Source organism: Sporosarcina limicola (assembly GCF_014873855.1).
Lineage (GTDB): Bacteria > Bacillota > Bacilli > Bacillales_A > Planococcaceae > Sporosarcina > Sporosarcina limicola.
On the sequence record NZ_JADBEL010000078.1, the window covers coordinates 1 to 1,137 of the forward strand.

Annotated in this window: 9 tRNA genes and 1 rRNA gene; all 10 read right to left on the bottom strand. The window is 50.0% G+C overall.

From position 1 onward, the window contains the following. Positions 1-99: 99 nt before the first annotated feature. Positions 100-172 (bottom strand) — tRNA-Ala (locus tag H4683_RS21115). A gap of 6 nt (positions 173-178) precedes the next feature. After that, a tRNA-Pro gene (locus H4683_RS21120) sits at positions 179-255 on the bottom strand. Between the two features lie 56 nt (positions 256-311). Further along, positions 312-388, bottom strand: a tRNA-Arg gene (locus tag H4683_RS21125). 22 nt (positions 389-410) lie between these two features. Then, positions 411-499 (bottom strand) — tRNA-Leu (locus H4683_RS21130). A gap of 6 nt (positions 500-505) precedes the next feature. Further along, positions 506-580, bottom strand: a tRNA-Gly gene (locus H4683_RS21135). A gap of 8 nt (positions 581-588) precedes the next feature. Then, positions 589-670: transfer RNA gene (locus H4683_RS21140), tRNA-Leu, on the bottom strand. A 33-nt stretch (positions 671-703) separates the two neighbouring features. Then, a tRNA-Lys gene (locus H4683_RS21145) sits at positions 704-779 on the bottom strand. A 7-nt stretch (positions 780-786) separates the two neighbouring features. Beyond that, a tRNA-Thr gene (locus H4683_RS21150) sits at positions 787-862 on the bottom strand. A 25-nt stretch (positions 863-887) separates the two neighbouring features. Continuing rightward, positions 888-963, bottom strand: a tRNA-Val gene (locus H4683_RS21155). 82 nt (positions 964-1,045) lie between these two features. Beyond that, positions 1,046-1,137 (bottom strand): 5S ribosomal RNA (gene rrf / locus H4683_RS21160); the annotation flags it as partial.

Here is a 1,137-nt window from a genome sequence, read left to right on the forward strand (position 1 = left end):
GAATCCGAAGATTCGATTGTGTTTGTTTCACCGGCAGAACCGGTTTCCCAAACTGTATTTCGTTGACGTTTTGCTGTTCAGTTTTCAAGGTTCATAAGGTGGAGCCTAGCGGGATCGAACCGCTGACCTCCTGCGTGCAAGGCAGGCGCTCTCCCAGCTGAGCTAAGGCCCCATAAATTGGTCGGGAAGACAGGATTCGAACCTGCGACCCCTTGGTCCCAAACCAAGTGCTCTACCAAGCTGAGCTACTTCCCGTTAAATGTTGTTAGCTATTTCCGTAACACTTCGTGCTGGCGAAAAAGCTTAAATTATGGCGCGCCCGGCAGAAGTCGAATCCACAACCTTCTGATCCGTAGTCAGACGCTCTATCCAATTGAGCTACGGGCGCATATCGAAATGAGACTATATATTGGTGCCGAGAACCGGAATCGAACCGGTACGGTAGTCACCTACCGCAGGATTTTAAGTCCTGTGCGTCTGCCAGTTCCGCCACCCCGGCAAAAAATGGAGCGGAAGACGGGATTCGAACCCGCGACCCCGACCTTGGCAAGGTCGTATTCTACCACTGAACTACTTCCGCACTATAAGTGCGGGTAAAGGGAGTCGAACCCCCACGCCCGAAGGCACTAGATCCTAAGTCTAGCGCGTCTGCCAGTTCCGCCATACCCGCAATATATATCATGACCAATAATGTCATAAAAAATGGTGAGCCATGCAGGATTCGAACCTGCGACCCTCTGATTAAAAGTCAGATGCTCTACCAACTGAGCTAATGGCTCGAAAAAGTGGTGCCGGAGAAAGGACTTGAACCCTCAACCTACTGATTACAAGTCAGTTGCTCTACCAGTTGAGCTACTCCGGCTAATTAAACTTACTAGAAATTATGATGGTGGAGGATGACGGGCTCGAACCGCCGACCCCCTGCTTGTAAGGCAGGTGCTCTCCCAGCTGAGCTAATCCTCCGGGGTAAAAATATACTATGCTTTGCATTAGCAAGAAAGAATTAATTTCTATTCCTCTTGAATATATTTAATTAATGGTACAAGCCTGGCGACGTCCTACTCTTGCAGGGGGAAACCCCCAACTACCATCGGCGCTGAAGAGCTTAACTTCCGTGTTCGGGATGGGAACGGGTGT